Origin of the sequence: Gilliamella sp. B3464 (assembly GCF_026536145.1) — a bacterium.
In the GTDB taxonomy this organism is placed as follows: domain Bacteria; phylum Pseudomonadota; class Gammaproteobacteria; order Enterobacterales; family Orbaceae; genus Gilliamella.
This window is the reverse complement of record NZ_JAFNOQ010000004.1, coordinates 120,340-141,474: the sequence shown is the minus strand read 5'-3', so window position 1 is coordinate 141,474 and position 21,135 is coordinate 120,340. Positions and strand designations below refer to the sequence as shown.

Below are 21,135 nucleotides of genomic sequence, written 5' to 3'. Positions count from 1 at the left end.
TATTATTCTTCCAAGCTAGTTTGAAAATTCAGATTTGAGTTTAGTCATGATCTCATCATCAATAGCAAACTCATGAATAGGTGCAGGGAATTGTTGCTGTTTAACTTCTTGGCAATAATCCGCAAATGCCTGTTTCATTTGGTCCCCCATTGGGGCAAAAGATTTAACAAATTTGGACGATACACCATCATACATAGATAACATATCTTGATAGACTAAAACTTGCCCATCACAACCATGACCTGCACCAATCCCAATAGTAGGAACGCTAACAAGTTCAGTTATGAATTTAGCTAAATCGGCAGGTACACATTCGAGTAAAATTGCCGCAGCACCTGCCTGTTCAACAGCTAAAGCATCTAAAATAATCGCTTTCGCTGCTTGGTAATTTTTACCTTGTACTTTGTAACCACCCAATGCTAATACTGATTGTGGCATTAAGCCAATATGAGCAATAACCGGTATAGAAGCTTGCGCTATCATTTTGATATGTTCGCAAAAAGCCTGCCCACCTTCAAGTTTAACGGCTTGAGCATTGCCTTCTTGAATCAATCGACCAGCATTATACACTGCATCATAAACAGAAGCATGGTAAGACATAAACGGTAAATCGGTTACAACTAAAGCCGTTTTAGCCGCTCTAGCAACAGCTTTTGAATGATGAATCATATCCTCCATGGTGACCGATACAGTGCTATCATATCCAAGCATAACCATGCCTAAGGAGTCTCCAACTAACAGACAATCAACACCACTTTCATCCATTAGTTTTGCGGTAGTATAGTCATAAGCTGTCAACATCGTAATTTTTTGTTTATTTTGTTTATATTTTTGTAAAGTAAGGATAGTATTTTTCAAGGTAACAACTCCAATTCTAATTGTCGATAGTCCTTATTGGGATGTTTTTGTCGACTAATATTAAGCAAAATAGTCGATAATTGTTGATAAATTGGTTTGAGCTCATTTGGCATTGCCATCATATGTTGCTTAATGGTTTCAATATCGTTACGCTCTACAGGTCCAGTTAATGCATCAATGACACCCGCTTTACAAATGTTGTTAGCATTACCAAGAAATAGAGGATGCCAAGCTTGTTCACTAAACTCTTTATCTAATCCACATTGATTAAGTAAATCTACACCTATTTGTACCAGAGCTAGCACTTGATTACTTAGCATGACACAAGCAGCATGATATAGTGGCTTTTTATTTGCTGAAAGAATTGCCAAGCGATTAGGTAATAGCGCTAAAAAACGTTGTAATTGGTCGATAATAGCTTTATTTGCTTCGAGTGTAAAAGAGACGTCCGACATAGCATTATAGCAATCGAACTTATCATAAATAGCGTATAAAGGGTGTAATGAAAAAGCAAATGGATGCACAACTTTATTTTGCTGAAATATGTGTGATGTCAATAAGCCACTACAATGGCCAATCCATTTATTGGTAATAGGTAATTGACATAAATCATGCCAAACAGAAGCAATTTGACCATCAGCTACTGTCACCAATAAACAATCGCAATCATTCACTAAATCAGCTAAAGATGAATAGGCATAAGATTGAGTAAAATCACTTGCTTGTTTGGCATGTTCATAAGTTCGGCTATAAAAGCCTGCAACTTGCAAACCAGATAAACTAAAATATTTCGCTAGTGTGCACCCAACTTTACCTGCTCCAATAAAACCAATAATCATATAAATACATCAATTTTAAAATGATCTGCATTATAACTGAATCGCCTTAATATTCAATGCGATTGATATAATCGACTCTAATAAAATTTCAATCACTATCTAATTGAATGATATGGCATTGAGTTGCTAGTTATTCTTTGATATTTTGTCAAATAAAACCACTAATTTAGGTTATTTTTTAAGCGAAAAAAATTGGCAAACCTAATATCGTAAAACGATATTAGGTTTGCCATTATAACTTTATAAATAGAGCATTTATTTTAAGCTAATTATACAATTTAAATAAAAAATAATTACGGCGTGACGCATCCTGTTAAATAATTAGGCTCTTCATCACCTCGATTACCTATAACGCCATTTCTTGCATCCACAACATAATGATTTTGATCACTTCTTAAATCCGATGTCCAATAATAAGCACCTCCAAAATAGGGATCATGATAATTATCCCAATCACTACCGACATAATAATCATTCGTTACACTTCCCCATTCAGAAAATAATTTACCCATCCACTGTCCACTACTATTTCGGTAACTAATTAATCGTCGATCTACTTCTTTCACACCCGGTACGCCATTATTCCAATTAATATTATTACCACTTCCATCGGTTACTCGATTCGAATTGGTGAAATCCAAAACCCCTGGTAATCGGTAACCTCCATTTAATGAGTTACATCTATTTTCTGAATTCAAATACCCCCCTGAGGCACCAGGAATACCAATATACCAGCGCGATATCGTAAATGTATAAAAAACGATAGATTTATCTCTATTCGCATATAATCTAAATGTGAAAGGTGTAAATACGCCACCATTACTCGATAAAGATAGACCTTTTAGGGTTACACGCAATAAACCGCCATAATTACTCAAACTTAAACTCACACCACTACCAGACACTTGTCCAACGCTACTCCCATTGATATTTATTAGTTCATCAGCAGATAATCCAGCAACTTTCAAATCAAAAAATAAATTATTTGATCCCGTTGTTGGAAAGTTATTTTGTGGATTGTTAAGATCATAAGAATAAAATCCTTTTCCATACTTCCAATTATCTCCAACATCTTCTTCGCTCGCTAAATTGGGTTTTGCATAGCAAAATTTTGCAAGTGAATCAACGTTCGGATAAAGATAATAACTTTTACTTCCACCTTGAAACATACTAGTATTTGGTATGCCATATTGTGTTGATATAAACCCAACTACGGGTGTAGATAGCGTCAATTGGTAAGGTGCATTACAGCCTTCTAATTCACTATTGAAATTACTTTTTACAAAATCAGTTATGTTATTTCCCTCATAATCATACCAATTTAACGCTATATTCCCAGTAACCGCTGGTTGACCATCACCATCTCTGTCCCCCCAGTAATTCGATGCAGTAATAATCTGTGTTAATGACTGTTGTGGATAACTTGAGTTTTCATTAGGAGGTGAAACAAACGTTTTAATATCAGAAAACTTTGCTTTACCTGTGACAAGCTGAATAGGATTTGAGGAGGTTGAAACATCATTATCAGGTGCGACTTTTGTGCCATCGGGCAATATTATTCTTAAAAGAGGGGTAATATCAGTTGCTTTGGTTAAGCCGTTGAATGATATATAAGGGGCATTACCTTTAATTGCATTAACCGATTGTGCTGACAAAGCCGAAGTGTGATTGATAAAAGTAAATAGACTTAAAAATAATAATAGATTTTTATTTTTTAAAAAGTTGCCAAGTATTGATGAATTATTGGCTGGCCTCTAATCCCTTATATTTTAACATATTAGCATATCCTTTTCTATTTTATTTACTTTTTTTATTAATTTTTAATTAAGATTAATAATCTGCTAAAGTATAAATAACTGCAGATGGCTGAGCAACAAGAAATCTGAGATATTTGTTAAGATTTGTTAACTTCAATCATTATCAATCTTCACCAAAATAACGGAGAGTAAACAAAATAAAAAGATAATAAACATCTGTCATTTTCTTATATAAAATGACAGAATAACAAATAGATGATAGTAAAAAAGTATTAAATTTTCATCAATACAAAACGCGAATTAGTGATGTTAATTACCCAATTTTTTATATAGTTTAACGAGTTAACTCAGTATTTTTTATTCACATAACACAGGGATAGTTTTCAAATTAAACCCCGCATCTTTATAAGATTTGTATCTTTCTCGGGCGAGCGATTTTAATCGCTCATCAACCGGAACAAAATCTATAATATTATGGTAAACAGCAGAAAAATCAGGAAATTGCTCTTGCAAGTTAATTAAGATTTGTCGATTACCATTACTGCGCTTTTGCGGCCAACAAATTTCAACAGGTGATCCGCCTTTCATGCCTTCACCTGCTAAATTATGGGGTACAAAATTATCTGTATCTAATTGCCAAAGATACTCATCAATTCTCTCTGCTTGCATCTGATCATGACAAGTTACAAGTATACGTTGATTGTTTTGATATGCTTCAACAATTTTTTCACAAGCAAGTTTTTCATGATATAAAATACCTGATTGATCTGCTTGTGTCTGGTTTTGTAAAAGATAGAAAATGACTTTTTTCATAATAAAATGAATTTACTGAGCCATTAAATATTCAACTAACATCGCCACCGGTCGACCAGTCGCACCTTTACTCGCGCCAGATTTCCAAGCGGTTCCTGCTATATCTAAATGCGCCCATTGATATTTTTCAGTGAATCGAGACAAAAAACATGCAGCAGTAATCGTCCCACCATCGCGACCAGCAGCATTCACAATATCAGCACACGTTGATTTAATTTGATCTTGGAAATTATCATCAATTGGCAACGCCCAAGCTTTATCATCAGCGTTATTTGATGCAGTAACTAATTGAGCAACTAATTGTTCATTATTACCCATCACGCCAGTATAATGATGGCCTAAAGCAATAATACAAGCCCCAGTTAATGTTGCAATATCGATAACAGCTTTAGGTTGATATTTTTCAACATAGGTTAGTACATCACATAACACCAAACGACCTTCTGCATCGGTATTAATCACTTCAACCGTGATACCTGACATAGTGGTTAAAATGTCCCCAGGGCGGTAAGCATTACCATCTGGCATATTTTCACAACCCGCCATGACACCAACTACATTAATAGGTAGTGCTAGCTCGGCTACGGCTTGCATCACCCCATAAACAGTTGCTGCACCACACATGTCGTACTTCATTTCGTCCATACCGGCAGCGGGTTTAATTGAAATGCCACCTGAATCAAATGTTAATCCTTTACCAACTAAAACATAAGGTTGAGCATTTTTGTCTTTGGCACCTTTATATTCAATAATGGTCATGATTGATTCGTTCTCTGAACCGCGACCTACCGCTAAATAAGCATTCATATTTAATTTAGCTAACTCTTTTTCGCCTAGGCACGACACGTTTAAAGATGTGTGCTTTTTACCCAATTTTTTACCTTGTTCAGCTAAATATTGGGCATTGCATACATTAGATGGCATATTGGCAATTGTTTTAGTTGCATTAACCGCTTCTGCAATAATTTGACCTTGCACTAAATAATTTGTAATAGATTTAAGCTGTTTTTTATCACTGGATACTAATGTTATTTTATTTAAACTTGGTAATGGGGATTTTTTTGATTTGAATTGATCAAAATTATAAGTTATATCGTTAATAATTTGGGGTAATTGCTTAACGATATCGTGATTAATGGCTGAGCAAATCGTTAATAAGTCCCAACTAATATTTTTAACTTTCTTTTCAATTAATGTTGTAATAACGGCTTTAATTGTAGTTTTAGCTCGGGCTAAATCGAACTCTTTTAATTTACCACACCCAACAAATAATAATTTTTGTTTTAAATTATTTGAACCAGAATATAAAAATGCCGTTTTACCCAGTTCACCGCTGATATCTTCTGATTTAATTAATTGCTGAATAAAACCATTAGTAGCATCATCAACTTCTTTCAATATTGCAGACTTAGTTTTGTCGTCGTTAACAGCAATAACTAAACATTCTGATTTTTGATCTGTGATAGTAAGGCTATTTTTAATTAAAATTTCCATAAGGATTCTCTTATATTATATTCGTTGTGATTACTAATATTTTATCGGTTCATTTGGGGATAGCAACAAAAAGATAACTAAACAAAACAAATCAGATTATAATAGGCAAATTTATAGAAACGTTTAGATAGGTTAAATGTGATAATTCGTCGATATTTAGTTAAAGAAACATTAAAAACACAAGGGGCAATACTGTTTATTTTGTTATTAATTTTCTTTTCACAAAAATTAATTAGAATATTATCCAGTGCTATTGAAGGCAATATTCCACGTGATTTGATTATGCCTTTACTGGTTTTAGGTATTTCTAATATGGCCGATTTAATTTTACCTTTGAGTCTTTTTCTTGGCATTTTAGTGACCTTTGGCCGGTTGTATTCTGATAGTGAAATGGTTGCTATGCAAGCTTGTGGTGTAAAAAAGAATTTAACCTATCAAGTTGTATTTTTTCTATGTATATTGACTTGTGCATTAACCTCAATAAACTGCCTTTGGTTTGGACCTTGGTCGAGTCTTAAACAAGATCAATTAATTGAAAATGCTAAAATTAATCCTAGTTTAGCGGGGCTTTTAGCGGGTCAATTCCAACAAACACCAGATGGTAATTCAGTCATTTATATCAACAGCGTCAATAATAATGCCTTAGATAAAGTATTTATTGCACAAATCAATCCTAAGAACAACCAACGACCTTCAATTATTATTGCTAATAAAGGTAAAACCGGTCATGATGATGAGGGTAACCAGATTATTACATTAGAAGATGCCAATCGTTATGAAGGTACTGCGCAGTTGAAAGATTTTCGGATATCAAATTTTCATAATTATTTAGGCATTATAAAGCCCAGAGAGCTGGATTCTATTGATGATGAAAAAACCGATGTCCAACAATTGAGTTTAACAAATTTAATCCAAACTAAAACGCTGAAAGCAGAAGCTGAATTTTATTGGCGACTAACACTTATTATTTCTGTCCCACTTATGGCATTTTTAGTTATACCGCTAAGTGTTTCTAACCCTAGGCAAGGTCGCTTGGCACAAATTTTACCCGCCCTATTGCTGTATTTGATTTATTTTCTATTAGCAAGCTCAATTAAAGCAAATGCCGGTAAAGGTCGATTAGATCCCGCCTTATGGTTTTATATCATTAATTTAATTTATTTTATAATAGCTTTGTTTTTAAACTGTTGGGATAACTTATTTATGCGTAAACTTCGTTTAAAATATATTGCATCATAAAGGAGAAAAAGGATGTTTTCGATTTTAGATCGCTATATTGGTAAAACTATTTTAAGCACAATTGGTATTTGCCTATTTTTATTAATTAGCTTATCGGGCATTATACGTTTTATCGACCAATTAAGAAAAATAAAAGTTGACTATGATGCTTTTGCTGTGGGTATCTATTCTTTATTAATGGTACCAAAAGATTTAGAGATTTTTTTCCCTATGGCTGCATTACTAGGTGCATTAATAGGTTTAGGTATATTAGCGTCTCGTAGTGAGCTAATTGTCATGGAAACGTCTGGATTTAGTCGTTTTAAAATAGCATTAGCCGTGATGAAAACAGCATTACCATTAGTGATTTTAACAATGGCGATTGGTGAATGGGTTGCTCCCGTGAGTGAACAAACTGCTCGTAATATGCGATCTGAAAAATTATATGGAAATTCATTAATGGCACAACAAAATGGTCTGTGGGCAAAAGATGGCAACGATTATGTATTTATCGGCCATGTCAATAATGATAACTCCATCTCTAATATTGATATTTATTCAGTAGATAATAATAAATTATTATCAATTACTCATGCCGAAAGTGCTGTATTTAAAGATAACAAATGGACTTTATTACAAATTGAAAGAAATGATCTAACCCAACCAAACAAAATAATCGATAATGATATGGTATCGATGCCATGGAAAACAAACATCACTCCAGACAAACTTAATATTGTTGCTTTCGATCCTGATTCACTATCTGCTTCTGGACTTTACCAATACGCCCAATATTTAAAAAGTTCAGGTCAAGACACTAAATATTATGATTTACTTTTCTGGAAAAAACTTATTAAACCGATTTCTGTTGCAGTCATGATGTTATTAGCACTTTCGTTTATTTTTGGGCCTTTACGTAGCGTATCGATGGGAGTACGTGTCATCATTGGGATAAGTTTTGGATTTATCTTCTATATTGCCGATAATCTTTTTGCACAAGCAAGTATCGTTATGGGTATCTATCCTGTGATAGGATCAATGTTAACAAGTTTAGTTTTTTTAATTATCAGCTATGTTTTATTTAAACGTAAGAATTAGCTAGCAATTTTTATATTGTTTATCCTTAATGATAGAGATAACAAGTATTTTAAAAATTATTTTTGCGCATCATTCAGTAAACACGTAGGCAAAATAATTAAGCTTTTTATCTCTATTTTAATCATCTCAATGTAGCTTTGTTATAAAGAAAAACTAAAAATCATAACATGGCTTTCACCTAATTAGTAAAAACAAAAAATTATTAAGCCGAAAAGTCATTAGCATTGCGCTAAAACGTTTATTGTGAAATCAGTCAATATTTTATACAAAAAGCTAACAGAATATTCTATTTCAATATCAAGCTTTCCGGTTCACACATGTCGTTGAAGTGTCGTCGAAACCAGTGAGCACGTTTAAAAAACAGAACAATTGCAACAGAAATGCTTTCGCTATGGATTAAACATGAGTATTAACCGAAAATTTAGTAAGATTTAAAATCTAGTCATCAAAATAGAATGATGCTAGTAAAGTTAAATAGACAACGAGATATCGTAATAATCACTTTTATGCTAATTTATCTTTATTAAGACACCCATCATGTTGATCTTCATTGTTAGTATTTGAGATGTTATTTTAAAAAAAAGCATTTAACTGATAATCTAAATTGCTTTAATGGTTTTCGATAGCGAATGTATTGACAAACCTACCTAATAAAATTGATTACAAAAAAGCTGAAAATCCTACCAATCGTCGATACGATGATAGGATTAAAATTATTCAAATTACTCAAAAAGCGGTAAGTATTGACCATAACCTGCTGCTTGAAGTTGTTCTTTCGGTATAAAGCGTAAAGCGGCAGAATTGATACAATAGCGTAATCCTCCTAATGATTTTGGACCATCATCAAAAACATGACCAAGATGGGAATCGGCTTTTAGTGAACGCACTTCAGTACGATGCATGCCATGACTTTGATCTAGTTTTTCAATAATGCTTTTGTTATCAATCGGTTTACTAAAACTTGGCCAACCACAACCAGAATCAAATTTATCTAAGGAGGTAAATAATGGCTCTCCCGAGACTATATCGACATATAAACCATCTTGGTGATTTGCATTGAATTCATTTTCAAAAGGCGGCTCAGTACCATTTTGTTGAGTAACATAATATTGCATCGGACTCAATGCTGACACTGCTTTTTCTTTCATTAACTTATTCATAATGCACCTAACTATTTTAAAGAGTTAAACATCAATTAATGGTAAAAATTGGCTTTACAGCATCGATTGTAATACTTTATCTTTCATCCCGAAATAATGATACAAGGCTCCTGCAATATGTAAAACCAAAAATATTGCTAACAAATAGCAACCTAACAGATGAGCACGATGAAAAAACATATACCCCGCGTTTGGCATATCAATAGCAGGAATTGAGATGACCCCAAAAACATTAAGATCATGACTACTCATCAAATACCCCGACAATGGAATTAAAAGCAATAAAATATAGATAAATCCTTGTATTGATTTTGACAAAATTCGTTGTAATTTTTTATCATAGGGCAAAACATTAGGTACGCCCTGTTTGATGTTGATATAAATGCGCCAAATCGTCAATAAAAATACCACTAAGCCAAAAGATTTATGCAGTAAATAAATAGAAAACATTCCGCCTAAAAATTGCGACAAAGTGATTTTAAATAGTAACAGTGATACCACCATACAAACCAATATCGCAGATAGCCAATGGTTCCATTTTTGACAAGCACTATATTGAGGATAATTTTGCATTATTTATTCACCTTTGGACTGTTTTTATCTAACCAATGTTTGGATATAAAGTGAGAACGTCCAGAGAGTTGATAATAACGGTCATAATGTTGTGATTGTTTTTTATAGTAGTTTTGATGATACTCTTCTGCTGGATAAAATACGACAGCAGGTTCTATCTTCACTTGAATAGGACTAGAAAATCGGTGACTTTCTTCCAATGCCTGTTTAGATTCTAGCGCGAGTTTATGCTGAAATTCATTATGATAAAAAATAACGGGACGATAAGAATCGCCTCTGTCAGCAAATTGACCGCCTGCATCAGTTGGATCAATTTGTTGCCAAAAAATATTCAACAACGTTTTATAGCTAATTTTTTTCGGATCAAAAGTGATTAAAACCGCTTCGGTATGACCTGTATCACCTTGACAAACTTGTTGATAAGTAGGATTAGCTACATGCCCCCCCGTGTATCCTGACACCACATCAATTACACCTTCATATTTATCAAAAGGTTTTACCATACACCAAAAACAACCACCTGCAAAAGTTGCTTGTTCATATTGTTGCATATAAACCTCCAATTAAACGATATTAATTAAAAGCGTTGCCAGTTACATAATACCACCATTACTACAAACATCTCTATTATTAATCACTTTTTTTTACTTGAAAATGATTAAATTATCACCATATTGAGTTGTAAGGGGGGAATTCCATCATGGCAAGTGGCTGGGCATCGGATGATGCAGTTAATCAACAAATTGAAGGTACTATTGCAGATGCAATAGAAAACGCAAGGCGTCAATTAAATCAAGGTTTAGAAAGTGCTCATTTTTGTATTGAATGTGGCGATCCTATACCCGAAGCACGGCAATTAGCTTTACTGGGGGTTCAATATTGCTTAGTTTGCCAGCAAAATATAGATAAAACTTTAGCTAAGACGGCAAATTTATATAATCGACGTGGTAGTAAAGATAGCCAATTACGTTAGAATTTATTAAGGTGGATAGTTATTTATCCACCTATTTATAAAATAAAATCAATAAATTATGCTTATTTATTTACTTTATCGTAAGGATAAATAATTAATTTATTATTAAACCATTCAGCACAGAAAATGTCTTCTGATTTTTCATAACCCTGTTTCTTAATTTCCTCTTTAACCCAATCTTCGTTTTTATTTAATTCTTTCAAGTTTTCTTGGCTTATTTTTCCTTCCTCAATCACAAGTACGGCGATATCTTTTTCACCTTTTTTGATAATAGTTAATGATCCATTCAATTCGTACCAGACATGTTTTAATTCAGTAAAAGTACAAATTCCCTGTATATTGATTAAGGTTTCAAAATCTCTAACGGGTAAATTGGCTTTGATAAAATTATCGGTTAATAACTTCCCATTTTTAACTAACCGAATAGGCGTACCATCAATCGCATCTCTTAAATGTGAATTTTTTGATTTAATAAATCGAATTAAAACTAATAACCCAGCCCAAATGGCGACAAGTCCAGAAGCTTGTAAAGCAGAGACAGTTGGACTAAGTAAAGCACCACCAACAAGCGCACCAATGACCATACTCCCAACCTGATCTAACTGAGACATAGGGGCAATTTGACTTTTACCAGACAATTTGACATAAATAAGTAAAATGACTAAGGCCAACAAAAACTTGGGGGCCATCTCTAATAAATACATACCTAACCTCCAGACACACTTTGTAATATTATGTAAAAAAATAGAAGTTACTTAATCTTTAATGGGTTAAAATCGATTTACTTGATAGGTATAACTTGCTAATTAATTTGAAAATAAAATGACTGATTTAACGAATAACATCACTAGTCATCTTTTACTATTTGCATGATTGAGAAACATAGTTTCACGCTTAAATATTTTGACTAAGCGAGCCCAGTCATGCTACTAATAAATAAAAAAAATAGCAACATTAGCTGTTATTAAAATGCTTCTATCAATGTTCAACTCTTCGTTTTTCATTTTTAATACCTGATAATATTTCTTCGATTAATCCGAGTATATATCAGGCTTGTCACTAAATCATTTGTTTGTATTGATTTGTCAATTACCTAAGTGTAAATTGTGACGTTCTAGTGTCAATAACAGTGCGTGATTGACAAATTTTATTGAATATTAAAAAGGTTTGGATGTGAAAAATTTATTAAATTTAATTGGAATTCAACAACTTTTAAAAGCAACAATTGCCTTTACCGTTGGTTTTTTTTGTGTATTGGTCGGATATGACAATATTATTGATTTTAATACTAATTATGCCTTTGTAAAAAGTGTATTATCGATGGATACGATGGAACCATTTTTTTCGGGAAGTCCTGCTATGACGTCTAGAGCGATCAGTAATACAACGCTCCATTTAATTGGATATTGGGTAATAATTATAGGTGAATTACTTACCGGTTTAGTCTGTCTATTTGCTTCGCTTTATATGTTTGCATCCATCAACAAATCTCGATTTGTGAATGGACAAGTGATTTATTTAGTCGGTGCAACGCTAGCCATTTTAATTTGGTACTTTGGTTTTGCTGTCATTGGTGGTGAATATTTTTCCATGTGGGCTAATAAAATGAACGGGCAATCCAAAGCTTATACATTTGCAACATTTATCTTGATCACTGCGCTGTTTGTTTATATGCCGTTATTAAAAAAAGACGATAAACTATCGGATTGAATTCAAACCAACTTTTTATATAACGATATGGATTTTTACGCTTTTTAATTTTAATTAAAGCGTAAAATCCATATCAAAAAATAGCCTGTTAACTTAGCTAAACTTGCTGACAACTAGGACGAATGATAATCTCATTCAAAGTAGTATCTACAGGTGAATTAATAGTAAAAGCAATCACTTGAGCAATGCGTTCTGGGGCAATAGCGACTTGTTGATAAAGTTTATCAATCGCGGGCTTAATATCTTGATCGGTAATAGTATGAGTAAGCTCTGTTGCAATTGCACCGGGTGATATTACACTGACTCGTATATTACTCTTTGCCAAGGCTTCTTCTTGTCTTAAACTATCACTAATAGCTAACACCGCAGATTTTGTTGCACTATAAACACCACCGCCAGGATGAGTTATATGCCCAGCTATAGATGAAATATTAATAAAATGACCTTGTTTCTTTTGTCGCATCGGTAATAATGCCGCTGCAATGCCATATAAAGTTCCTTTAATATTAACATCGATCATTTTTTCCCATTCATCGACTTTTAATTTATCAAAAGTCGATTGTGGCATTAAACCGGCATTATTGATCCACACATCAATTTGACCATATTCATCCAGCGCTTTTTTCGCTAACATATCAACGTCATTTCGTTTTGTCACATCCGTTAATTGATAAGTCGCAATGCCACCAGCAGAAAAGATCTCAGCAACGATTTTCTCAAGTTTATCTTTACGCCTTGCGCCTAATACAATTTTATTACCTTGGGCTGCAAGTAACTTGGCTGTAGCTTCACCAATACCACTTGATGCACCTGTTATAACAATAACTTTTTGTGAATTTTGCTTCATTATTTGTCTCCTTAACGCCTGTTTATTTCAAAACATTGACGAATGCCTGAGCTAATACATCAGCTTGCTCATTACCAACTTTAGATTGTAATATATCTCTAACTTCACGGATTTGAGCTTGAGTTAAACCTATGTTCATCGCCATATGTATGTGTGATTGAAGTTGACTATCAACACCACCAAGGCTCGCTAATGCAGCAATAGTTGCAATTTCACGGCTTTGATAATCAATATTATTACGTCCAAAAATATCACCAAATAAGTGAGCTTTTAAAAACTGATTAATCGCGGGAGCAAAATCCATCAAGCCGCCAGAAACAGGCTGTCCGACTAAATAAGTCTGAATCTCGGTACCTAACTGCAAACTGGTTTTATTAGTGGGTAAGGGATCAGGCTCTTTACCCATCATATCCTTAATGCCGTTTTGATGACGCTTATCCAAAAGTTGCTTAAAAGTTCCAATAGCATTTAAACTACGCGGAAAGCCAGTGTAAGCATACATTTGAATAAGTACTTCTTTAATTTCGTTTATCGTTAAACCATTATCTAATCCTTCCATTAATGACACTTTTAGCTTAGGCATATCACCTTGAGCGGTAAAGGCTGCAATAGGAATAATAAATTGTTGTTTTACGGTTAATTGATGGTTATCCATAGTTGATGCCTCACAAATTGTTGATAAACTCCATATCATAAAAAAAGAAATAATGACACGAACTATTTTTTGCATAGTGTTTCCTGCTAAAACAAGCTAAGCAAAATAAAAGTAACTACCATACGACCACTTTTATACTTAAAAAATTACGTATAAACTAACAGTATAAACATTGATTAATGATGCAAATGAATAAGTTAACTTTACTATTTGCTTAATAATTACTTTTTATCGTAATATTGTTCATCGGTCACTTTTTCTAACCATTCAACATTTTTACCATCCAGTTCCTCAACCACGGAAAGATGAGTCATAGCATTGTGTGGTGATGCACCATGCCAATGTTTTACACCCGGTGGGCAAGTAATTACATCTCCAGGATGAATTTCGACAATAGGACCGCCCCATTCTTGAGTAAAGCCAACACCGGAAGTGACGACTAAAGTTTGCCCTAATGGATGAGTATGCCATGCTGAACGAGCACCGGGTTCAAATGTCACATAAGCGCCAGAGGTCCGAGATGGACTCGTAGCAGGAAATAGAGGATCGATTCTTACATCACCTGTAAAAAATTTATCTGAGCCTTTGATGGAAGCCTGTGTACCATTTTTGGTCACTTTTTGCGACATAGCATTATTCTCCTTAGCGTAAATTCGGATTGAAAAACAAGTCACAATCATTGTTGTGATTAATAATGTTATTGATAATTTTCTCATAACAATCCCATTAGTTAATTAAAGATTATCTATGCGTTACTATAAACATCTCAATTAATTATCAATAGACACAATTCTATTAAATTCTTGCCTAATAATTTCAGTTACAATATTATTTTTACTGATAAGCTTTAAAATAGTTCTCACTATGTTTGGGTGAATGTTAAGGAAATCTAATGAAAAGAAGCGATCTAAACAGTGAACTGACCACAATAAATCAGCAAGTAAAACAACATATGTTACGATGGGCTCAAACTGCGGGTGACTACCCTACTGCGATAAATGGTTTGGGTATTTATCGCCGTGACATGACAGATTATAACGAAAACTGCTTCTACCAACCACTAGTATCTATTATTATTCAAGGGAGTAAACGCTCGTTAATTGGCACCGAACAACACATTTATGGTGAAGGCGATTATCTCGTTACCTCAGTTGATATTCCAGCAGTAAACTCTATAACAATTGCATCGCAAACAAAACCGTTTTTATCCCTTGCCTTATACCTTAATACGCAAATTATCAACCAACTTATCACTGAGTATCCACAGTTAGCCAATATTAAAGCCATTGCTTTCAAAGGAATTAGTATAAAAAAAGTTGAATTAGACATACTCACCGCTTTTTTTCGATTGATCCAATTACTCGATAAGCCTGAACAAATTTCGATATTAGCCCCAATGATCATCAAAGAAATCCATTATTTACTGCTTATTGGACCTTTCGGGCAACACTTGCGTTCTATCAATACAAAAGGCACACAAAGCCATCAAATTGCTTCAACAATTGATTGGCTAAAAAATCACTATAAACAACCCATTACTGTTGAAGCATTAGCCGAAAAAGCCAATATGTCATTAGCGACGTTTCATCGACATTTTAAACAGGTGACCACGCTAAGCCCATTACAATATCAAAAACAGTTACGTCTTTATGAAGCTCGTCGTTTAATGTTGTCAGAAAATTATCATGCTAATAGTGCCGGACTTAAGGTCGGTTATGAAAGCCAAACGCAATTTAATCGGGAGTACAAACGTCTGTTTGGTACATCACCCCATAAGGATATTAAAAATCTTCAGTAAACTCAAAATAGCAATTATCATATTTTGACAAATATCATGAATATTGAAAATTACGTCAAACGGGACATTGCACCAATCCATGGCACATTATAATTTTGGTTTTTAGCTAAATTTGACCTTGATAGATAACCAATTGTTCCGCCTTTTTTCAATGACTACTGCTCGACTTTTTTCTCTATTTGTATAAATAACGCTCTTTTATTCTTTACTGTTAGGTTAGTGTTTAATCGTCATACTCACCATCAAGAAGCTTATTGATACATTTTTCAGGATCACCAATAAACTCTTGCCAACTGCACATTGGGGTAAGCATATCGTGTTCAAGATCTAAGCAGCAAATCATTTTTTTTATCGGTGACCAAACAAGGTAAAGTTCATAGTTTTCAACTTTTTCAATAAAACAAAGTAGATTTTTTCGATGCCATTTAATCTCCTGCAAATCGACTAATTGATAAAACGTAATGTATTTTGAATGCGTATCTTTACCCGAAAAATAAATCTTCTTTGGTGGTTGTTTTAAGTATTCAAGCATATCAGCAGGAATTTTATAACGCTTAATTTGCCGTATTTTTTCTTGCTCGTCATGCCATTGAGGTGGTTCTAACGATTTCAATACTTGCATTAATTGTGTATTATTTTCTCTTAAAGCTACTGAATAGGCACGCAAACCATCTTTATCAGTGATAGTCACATCACAGCCATTTTTTATCAGGTATAACGCAATGTCATTATGATTAGCTCTCACGGCTTCAATAAGTGGCGTTGATGCATATGGAAAAACCATATTAGGTTGATGATAGTTTATATCAGCACCCATCTCTAACCACATTTTGATTTTATCCATATTACCGTCAAAGGCACTTGACCGAAGTGCTGCACCACCATATTTTTTTATGGTAACACCATATTTTTCGAATAATTGGATATGTTCATATTTATCACCGTATTGAATTCGCTCAAATATTTCTCCATAATTTTTGATTGGTAAAAAATCAAGAGCATTATGTTCTAATAACAGTTCAACAATCTTATTTTTGCTGTGCTGAGCGGCCATTTCGATAATCGTTAACTCGCCAATATCAAGCGAAACCTGCTTAGCTAGCAACCATTTTAAAGCAGGTAACTGATTAGTCATTACTGCAATTGCGATCGGTACCATATCGATATATTTATTAAAATGAATAGATTTATTAATATCCCAGTCAGCTTGATACAGTGCCTGCATTTTTTCCAAATCTGATTCATATATGGCTAGTGCCACTTCAGGTAACGTCTCAAAGTTACCTATAGAAGGTATGTTGTACATCAATTACTCCATCTTGCATTAACAGCTATGTATTATACATTTTGATAATTATCTCTATTAAATTCAACTACTAAATGCTTAATCTGCGTTATTGTGAATCACAATTATGAGATGTTGCGGCGTTAATAATAAATAATCGATCATATCTTTATGTATAAAATTAAGGAGATATCTGACTATAGGTTTATCATGAATTTAAGGATCTTTTGCAAAATGCAACAGTATAGATTCCTCAATAATTTTTACAAAAAAATATCAAATCAAAGCATAATGATGTTGCTATATGATTTGTTTGCGATTTAGTAAAAGTTAATAATCGACAATAAAACCGCATTTAAAAATTAATACTAATCTTTACTTTTTATTCTATATTTTTATGCTATATTGCGAATAATAACGACTTTTCATTTACAATTTATAACAACTGGATCGCTAAAACGGTTTAGCAATACAAAACATTTTTATTTTAAATAGACTGAAAATAATCTTAATAAATAAGATTTATAAGAAAAGAATAAAGTAGCATAGATAGTTTGCAAAATATAGCACATAGCTCAGCAGTACATTAATAGCCACTCTCCATATTGGAACAACATGTTAGCAATAAAAGCTATTGAAATTTTTAAAGCAACACTGTTACTTATAAAAAAGAGCAAAATGATCAAGAATGGCTTGCCATTAATATAATTGAGCATAATACCTGTGTTGAGTAATTTTGTATGAATAACGCATAAATGAAACCTTAGATTATCAAAAATTTTTGCATAATAAGCACTAGATAGTGACATATGAATACAAAAGGAATTAAAGTGACAATTCAAGAAAACTTACAAGATTTAAGTGATTTACAAACAGCTGTAGCATTATTGGAGTCACCATCTATCATTGCAAGAATGTCTAGTTTGATTGGTTCTCCAATAGAAGAAGCAGTAAAAAAACTGCCAACAGCGGTATCCAAAAAAGTCAATAATATTATTGGTTCAGCCCTTCATAAAGCTGCTGATGCAGCACTATGGAGCCTTGATAATGAGCCAAATAGATCCGCTTCAACTAAACTTCACAAGCTTTATGCTGCCACATCGGGTGCTTTAGGTGGCGCTTTTGGGTTTACATCACTATTTATTGAGCTACCAATATCGACGACGATTATAATGCGTGCAGTAGCCGATGTTGCACGTAGTGAAGGATTTGATTTAAATCTTTTTACCACTAAAACAGCCTGCGTTGAGGTATTTGCCTTAGGTGCAAATACCAAAACAGATGATAATAGTACTGACACTGGGTATTATCTATCACGTAGTTTTATGACTAAATCGATGAACCATCTATCAAAAGAATTAGCTGAAATTGCCACAAAACACGGTGCTGGTACCATCACGCATATTAGTCATAACCAAGCAGGAAAATGGTTCAGTAAACTAATAGAAACAGTTGCTTCACAATTTGGCATTGTAATAACCAACAAATTTGCTGCACAAGTGGTACCAATTATAGGGGCAATCACTGGAGCGACAATGAACACGCTGTTTACTAGTTTCTATCAAGATATGGCTCGAGGACATTTTATCATCAAAAGATTAGAGGCAAAATACGGCTATGAACATGTTAAAGAGATGTATAACAAAATAAAAAATGTCAAACATTAACATGTCCAGCACTAATATAACCAAGCAAAATAATATAGGGTAAAGAGATAAAATACTTAATTAGTGTTGGGATCTGTAAGCAATATAGCTTATTCTGCCATACTGGTTAAGTGAACGGTATGCGAGAAGTTGTAAACTGAAAACAAGCCTGAATGGTACAGGCTTAAATAATTGTTAATAGCTATTAACTCAAATCTTCATTACTCAATGCTCTCGGCACTTTTACCAAGCTCAACTGTTTATCAAAAAAGACATGAAACTGGGGTTCCCAATCCCCACGCATCTTCGAATTCAACATTTTTTACTTTGAAAATAAAGTATTAAACAATATTTTCATCAAACAAACGTAGTGCTAAAAGACCATGAGCCATTGTTGCTCCCGCTCTTACCGCAGAGGCAACAGAAATCAATTCAGCTAACTCTTCTTTCGTTGCACCTGCTCGTTTAGCACCTTCGGTATGAACATCAATACAATAAGCACACTGCGTTGTTAGTGCGACCGCTAACGCAATAAATTCTCTGGTTTTTATTGGAATATATCCATCTTTTCGTTTAATAGCATGATCAAAGTCAAGAAAGGCTTTTGTTTCTTGAGGTGCTAGATTTAATAACAATGGGATATATTGCAGATCATCTGGTGATTGATAATGACTCATTTTTTAACTTCCCCTGATAATGTTTTTAATTTGTTGATTGACCCAATAAACCAACAAGTAGGGCAACCACGCAATAATAATATGAGGCAAAACAGTAAAATGATGTTAACCATTAAATGTAAGTTCATTAGAAATAATGATCAGCATCAGTATGATTGCACTTACACATTTTGCTGAATGCAAAGTGATTGAATTGCAACAATACATACTAATTTCCTTATAATTTATCGTTGTTATTTAAATTCCCTCGAATATTCAACTCCTTTTTTATTATTGTTCTTGCTCGGTGAAGCCTACTTTTTACAGCTTCAATACTAATACCTAGTTTTTCAACTACTTCTGGTGCTGTATATTCTTCGATATCTCGCATGATTAAAACCTTGCGATAGATAACGGGTAACGAAATAATTAAATTTGTTAAATCAATACGAAGATCGATATCGTTATTTGGTGAAGCGATACTCTCTAGATTAAATTCATTAATTGTATTTGTAGGCATCCTCGCTCTGAACAGGCGATAACACTCTCTTTCTATTATTCGAAATAACCAACTGGCAAAAGTTGCGATTGTTTTTAATGTGCCAATCTTTCTATGTAATTGCCACAAAGCAATTTGTACGGCATCTTCAACGTCTTCAGTTGTTGAGCATGTTCGTCTAGCAAACCGTTTAATATCTGGTTGGCATACGATTAGTAACTGTGATAAGGCTTGTTTATCTCCTGAACACGCTGCTTGAATAAGTTTTTCAGTATTTTGATTCATTGTCATTTGCCTGTTGTAATACCTTTGAGAATACAGCCCGCAATGGGCAAAATCCAATTAAAGCTGTAAAGGCTAATATGCCAGCAATAATAAATATCATAATCTGCCATATAATTGAATATACAAAATAATTTGCTACTAAACCAATAATGATAGACATAAGTAATCGAATAGTACGTTCCCATATTGGCAAATTTTGTTTTAAATTGAGCATCAGCGTTTCCTTTTATAAATAAATGTTTATTTTTTTATATAGAGGATAAAAATCAACAAAAGGATTCATTAAATTTGAATTAACACATTCAAATAAAAATTAGATAACATAAAGCTGTTTGTGCAACCATTTATCTAACCGAACCACTCATTCCTTCATCATTCTTCGGCACTGTTCTACATACTAAGCATGATTGTAAGAAGTGCTGCTCAGGTCTAACATATAAACTGTTTAACTTTTTCAGCGCGGACATTCTATAATTTATTATTCAAATCAAACTATTTTGAGAGTGCTTCTCTTTTTTATCGGGTAATATTAGTATTTACGATAGGATAACAACCAAAAGCCATCAGATTCTGTTTGGTTTGCCAGTAAAACAAAATGGGAGACTTTGAATTACTCGGTTCAATGTAAAAAAATACCCCTGATCGTCTTTTAATGTATAGGCTTCCAGTACTGGTGGTATAGATTTATGAATGATTAAATCGGTTAACAATGTCATTGTTGATACCTTGTTATTTTTATTTGAATAAAAAATAAGCTATATCGAGGCGGAAAAGACTAAAAAATAAGACATAGATTAATTTTTTTTATTGACACTTTAAATAAATCATCTAACAGACAATCAGGAAAACTATACCTGTTGCTATACTTATTTTGTTTAGCTTTAGTGGGATACCTATGGTATGAACTGGGAAGATAAAAGCGATAGCCTTTTTATTTCATGAAAAAGTTATATTATAAGATATCTTTGTAT

At 33.4% G+C, this 21,135-nt stretch carries 22 protein-coding genes; 6 read left to right on the top strand and 16 right to left on the bottom strand.

From position 1 onward, the window contains the following. Positions 1 to 15 precede the first annotated feature (15 nt). The 5 genes from panB to J3U57_RS05975 all read right to left on the bottom strand — a co-directional run bounded on the left by panB (position 16) and on the right by J3U57_RS05975 (position 5,761). A complete protein-coding gene (panB, locus tag J3U57_RS05995) occupies positions 16 to 858 on the bottom strand; it encodes a 3-methyl-2-oxobutanoate hydroxymethyltransferase (RefSeq protein ID WP_267332612.1) in 843 nt (280 codons plus the stop codon). Beyond that, positions 855 to 1,697 (bottom strand): Rossmann-like and DUF2520 domain-containing protein, encoded by an 843-nt coding sequence (locus J3U57_RS05990; RefSeq protein WP_267332611.1) that lies wholly within the window; start codon positions 1,695 to 1,697, stop codon positions 855 to 857. Before J3U57_RS05990 ends, panB begins: the two co-directional genes overlap by 4 nt. A 293-nt stretch (positions 1,698 to 1,990) precedes the next feature. Continuing rightward, entirely contained in the window at positions 1,991 to 3,352 is a 1,362-nt protein-coding gene (locus tag J3U57_RS05985) for a hypothetical protein (protein ID WP_267344315.1), read from the bottom strand. 459 nt (positions 3,353 to 3,811) lie between these two features. Beyond that, positions 3,812 to 4,267: a DNA polymerase III subunit chi gene (locus J3U57_RS05980; protein WP_065799149.1), complete on the bottom strand. Its 456-nt coding sequence runs from the start codon at positions 4,265 to 4,267 to the stop codon at positions 3,812 to 3,814. Between the two features lie 12 nt (positions 4,268 to 4,279). Further along, complete coding sequence (locus J3U57_RS05975) at positions 4,280 to 5,761, bottom strand: leucyl aminopeptidase (RefSeq protein ID WP_267344316.1); 1,482 nt, start codon at positions 5,759 to 5,761, stop codon at positions 4,280 to 4,282. Positions 5,762 to 5,899: 138 nt separating this feature from the next. Between J3U57_RS05975 and lptF the strand changes: the two genes are divergently transcribed. Continuing rightward, on the top strand, positions 5,900 to 7,000 hold the full coding sequence (gene lptF / locus J3U57_RS05970) for an LPS export ABC transporter permease LptF (protein ID WP_267344317.1): 1,101 nt from the start codon (positions 5,900 to 5,902) through the stop codon (positions 6,998 to 7,000). Between the two features lie 12 nt (positions 7,001 to 7,012). Continuing rightward, positions 7,013 to 8,077: an LPS export ABC transporter permease LptG gene (gene lptG / locus J3U57_RS05965; RefSeq protein WP_267344318.1), complete on the top strand. Its 1,065-nt coding sequence runs from the start codon at positions 7,013 to 7,015 to the stop codon at positions 8,075 to 8,077. Between the two features lie 722 nt (positions 8,078 to 8,799). Here the strand turns inward: lptG and msrB are convergent. From msrB to msrA, 3 genes are read right to left on the bottom strand one after another with little or no spacing between them, the layout of a single operon-like run. After that, positions 8,800 to 9,237: a peptide-methionine (R)-S-oxide reductase MsrB gene (msrB, locus tag J3U57_RS05960; protein WP_323849451.1), complete on the bottom strand. Its 438-nt coding sequence runs from the start codon at positions 9,235 to 9,237 to the stop codon at positions 8,800 to 8,802. A 54-nt stretch (positions 9,238 to 9,291) separates the two neighbouring features. Further along, positions 9,292 to 9,810, bottom strand: coding sequence for a cytochrome b (locus J3U57_RS05955; protein WP_267344320.1), 519 nt, complete (start codon positions 9,808 to 9,810; stop codon positions 9,292 to 9,294). Continuing rightward, a complete protein-coding gene (gene msrA, locus J3U57_RS05950) occupies positions 9,810 to 10,361 on the bottom strand; it encodes a peptide-methionine (S)-S-oxide reductase MsrA (protein ID WP_267344321.1) in 552 nt (183 codons plus the stop codon). Before msrA ends, J3U57_RS05955 begins: the two co-directional genes overlap by 1 nt. Positions 10,362 to 10,510: 149 nt before the next feature. On the opposite strand from msrA, the gene J3U57_RS05945 reads away from it, so the two are divergent. After that, positions 10,511 to 10,783, top strand: a complete 273-nt coding sequence (locus tag J3U57_RS05945; protein ID WP_267344322.1) for a DksA/TraR family C4-type zinc finger protein — start codon at positions 10,511 to 10,513, stop codon at positions 10,781 to 10,783. A gap of 62 nt (positions 10,784 to 10,845) precedes the next feature. Here J3U57_RS05945 and J3U57_RS05940 read toward each other — a convergent pair whose 3' ends face one another. After that, the gene (locus tag J3U57_RS05940; protein ID WP_267344323.1) at positions 10,846 to 11,487 is read right to left on the bottom strand and encodes a DUF421 domain-containing protein; all 642 of its coding nucleotides are present in this window, start codon (positions 11,485 to 11,487) and stop codon (positions 10,846 to 10,848) included. A gap of 469 nt (positions 11,488 to 11,956) precedes the next feature. On the opposite strand from J3U57_RS05940, the gene J3U57_RS05935 reads away from it, so the two are divergent. Further along, positions 11,957 to 12,493, top strand: a complete 537-nt coding sequence (locus J3U57_RS05935) for a DUF2165 domain-containing protein (RefSeq protein WP_267344324.1) — start codon at positions 11,957 to 11,959, stop codon at positions 12,491 to 12,493. Positions 12,494 to 12,590: 97 nt separating this feature from the next. Here J3U57_RS05935 and J3U57_RS05930 read toward each other — a convergent pair whose 3' ends face one another. The 3 genes from J3U57_RS05930 to J3U57_RS05920 form a co-directional block, all read right to left on the bottom strand. Continuing rightward, positions 12,591 to 13,340, bottom strand: coding sequence for an SDR family oxidoreductase (locus tag J3U57_RS05930; RefSeq protein WP_267344326.1), 750 nt, complete (start codon positions 13,338 to 13,340; stop codon positions 12,591 to 12,593). Positions 13,341 to 13,362: 22 nt separating this feature from the next. Then, the gene (locus tag J3U57_RS05925) at positions 13,363 to 14,070 is read right to left on the bottom strand and encodes a carboxymuconolactone decarboxylase family protein (RefSeq protein ID WP_267344327.1); all 708 of its coding nucleotides are present in this window, start codon (positions 14,068 to 14,070) and stop codon (positions 13,363 to 13,365) included. Between the two features lie 146 nt (positions 14,071 to 14,216). Further along, positions 14,217 to 14,711 carry a cupin domain-containing protein gene (locus J3U57_RS05920; protein ID WP_267332598.1) on the bottom strand — a complete coding sequence of 165 codons (495 nt, stop codon included), beginning with the start codon at positions 14,709 to 14,711 and terminating at the stop codon, positions 14,217 to 14,219. Positions 14,712 to 14,887: 176 nt separating this feature from the next. On the opposite strand from J3U57_RS05920, the gene J3U57_RS05915 reads away from it, so the two are divergent. Beyond that, positions 14,888 to 15,793, top strand: a complete 906-nt coding sequence (locus J3U57_RS05915) for an AraC family transcriptional regulator (protein ID WP_267344328.1) — start codon at positions 14,888 to 14,890, stop codon at positions 15,791 to 15,793. A gap of 223 nt (positions 15,794 to 16,016) precedes the next feature. Here J3U57_RS05915 and J3U57_RS05910 read toward each other — a convergent pair whose 3' ends face one another. Then, complete coding sequence (locus J3U57_RS05910) at positions 16,017 to 17,099, bottom strand: ankyrin repeat domain-containing protein (RefSeq protein WP_267344330.1); 1,083 nt, start codon at positions 17,097 to 17,099, stop codon at positions 16,017 to 16,019. A gap of 788 nt (positions 17,100 to 17,887) precedes the next feature. Between J3U57_RS05910 and J3U57_RS05905 the strand changes: the two genes are divergently transcribed. Beyond that, positions 17,888 to 18,745 (top strand): EcsC family protein, encoded by an 858-nt coding sequence (locus J3U57_RS05905; RefSeq protein WP_267344332.1) that lies wholly within the window; start codon positions 17,888 to 17,890, stop codon positions 18,743 to 18,745. A 320-nt stretch (positions 18,746 to 19,065) separates the two neighbouring features. Here J3U57_RS05905 and J3U57_RS05900 read toward each other — a convergent pair whose 3' ends face one another. From J3U57_RS05900 to J3U57_RS05890, 3 genes are all read right to left on the bottom strand, one after another. Continuing rightward, positions 19,066 to 19,401: a carboxymuconolactone decarboxylase family protein gene (locus J3U57_RS05900; RefSeq protein WP_267344334.1), complete on the bottom strand. Its 336-nt coding sequence runs from the start codon at positions 19,399 to 19,401 to the stop codon at positions 19,066 to 19,068. Positions 19,402 to 19,618: 217 nt separating this feature from the next. Then, positions 19,619 to 20,164 (bottom strand): RNA polymerase sigma factor, encoded by a 546-nt coding sequence (locus tag J3U57_RS05895; RefSeq protein WP_267344335.1) that lies wholly within the window; start codon positions 20,162 to 20,164, stop codon positions 19,619 to 19,621. Further along, a complete protein-coding gene (locus J3U57_RS05890; RefSeq protein ID WP_267344336.1) occupies positions 20,148 to 20,378 on the bottom strand; it encodes a DUF2892 domain-containing protein in 231 nt (76 codons plus the stop codon). Before J3U57_RS05890 ends, J3U57_RS05895 begins: the two co-directional genes overlap by 17 nt. Positions 20,379 to 21,135: the final 757 nt, after the last annotated feature.

Coding starts and splice junctions, on each gene's coding strand:
- msrB (WP_323849451.1), bottom strand. CDS start 9,237: ATGAATAAGTTAATGAAAGAAAAAGCAGTGTCAGCATTGAGTCCGATG.
- J3U57_RS05910 (WP_267344330.1), bottom strand. CDS start 17,099: ATGTACAACATACCTTCTATAGGTAACTTTGAGACGTTACCTGAAGTG.
- J3U57_RS05895 (WP_267344335.1), bottom strand. CDS start 20,164: ATGAATCAAAATACTGAAAAACTTATTCAAGCAGCGTGTTCAGGAGAT.
- J3U57_RS05920 (WP_267332598.1), bottom strand. CDS start 14,711: ATGAGAAAATTATCAATAACATTATTAATCACAACAATGATTGTGACT.
- J3U57_RS05890 (WP_267344336.1), bottom strand. CDS start 20,378: ATGCTCAATTTAAAACAAAATTTGCCAATATGGGAACGTACTATTCGA.
- lptG (WP_267344318.1), top strand. CDS start 7,013: ATGTTTTCGATTTTAGATCGCTATATTGGTAAAACTATTTTAAGCACA.
- J3U57_RS05945 (WP_267344322.1), top strand. CDS start 10,511: ATGGCAAGTGGCTGGGCATCGGATGATGCAGTTAATCAACAAATTGAA.
- J3U57_RS05905 (WP_267344332.1), top strand. CDS start 17,888: ATGAATACAAAAGGAATTAAAGTGACAATTCAAGAAAACTTACAAGAT.
- J3U57_RS05980 (WP_065799149.1), bottom strand. CDS start 4,267: ATGAAAAAAGTCATTTTCTATCTTTTACAAAACCAGACACAAGCAGAT.
- J3U57_RS05925 (WP_267344327.1), bottom strand. CDS start 14,070: ATGCAAAAAATAGTTCGTGTCATTATTTCTTTTTTTATGATATGGAGT.
- J3U57_RS05975 (WP_267344316.1), bottom strand. CDS start 5,761: ATGGAAATTTTAATTAAAAATAGCCTTACTATCACAGATCAAAAATCA.
- msrA (WP_267344321.1), bottom strand. CDS start 10,361: ATGCAACAATATGAACAAGCAACTTTTGCAGGTGGTTGTTTTTGGTGT.
- J3U57_RS05940 (WP_267344323.1), bottom strand. CDS start 11,487: ATGTATTTATTAGAGATGGCCCCCAAGTTTTTGTTGGCCTTAGTCATT.
- J3U57_RS05990 (WP_267332611.1), bottom strand. CDS start 1,697: ATGATTATTGGTTTTATTGGAGCAGGTAAAGTTGGGTGCACACTAGCG.
- J3U57_RS05955 (WP_267344320.1), bottom strand. CDS start 9,810: ATGCAAAATTATCCTCAATATAGTGCTTGTCAAAAATGGAACCATTGG.
- J3U57_RS05915 (WP_267344328.1), top strand. CDS start 14,888: ATGAAAAGAAGCGATCTAAACAGTGAACTGACCACAATAAATCAGCAA.
- J3U57_RS05930 (WP_267344326.1), bottom strand. CDS start 13,340: ATGAAGCAAAATTCACAAAAAGTTATTGTTATAACAGGTGCATCAAGT.
- J3U57_RS05900 (WP_267344334.1), bottom strand. CDS start 19,401: ATGAGTCATTATCAATCACCAGATGATCTGCAATATATCCCATTGTTA.